This window comes from Vibrio sp. Y176 (assembly GCF_033438945.1).
This window is the reverse complement of the sequence record NZ_JAWOQS010000990.1, coordinates 1-555: the sequence shown is the minus strand read 5'-3', so window position 1 is coordinate 555 and position 555 is coordinate 1. Positions and strand designations below refer to the sequence as shown.

General features: G+C 49.9%; 1 pseudogene. It reads left to right on the top strand.

Annotation, left to right across the window (positions count from 1 at the left end):
- Positions 1–555 (top strand): annotated as a pseudogene (locus R7O13_RS29805) (chromosome partitioning protein ParA); the annotation flags it as partial.

Below are 555 nucleotides of genomic sequence, written 5' to 3'. Positions count from 1 at the left end.
TATCGCCGAATCACCAAATTACGGAAGATATTGTCGAGCCGATTAGCAAATTTGCGGATTGGTTTAACCTTGTTGGTTGCTCTATCACAGGATGCACCCGCAACGACTTGAACGGCTTCTCTCTCGAAGACTTTGACGATGAAGGCGACTGGAAATATCGCTCAGTCGCGATGAATTTTGACCCAAGCACTGAGCTCTTTATGGAGAAAGTACAAGGTCTCGGGCGCAACAAACACATCCAACACAGCAACCGCACTGAAATGCTGTGGTTTTCCTACCCTAACACCAGCGAACACGACATCGACTACCTCGGCGTGTGGCAGCAAACCCAATACCATCAGCAATCCATGACACAATCGTGTCTGTTAATGCGCCACCAACAAGTGATGCGATTGCCACGCAGCGCCGAGATCTGCCCAACCGATGCAAGCCTATACACCCAAGATGTCACCCGCGAGTTTGCCGATATGTGGTGGGTAAACAATGACGAACCGAAAGCCAATTTGGCGCAAATGAACATCATGGTGCGCTGGTCAACCACTCCGGCAGAAATCA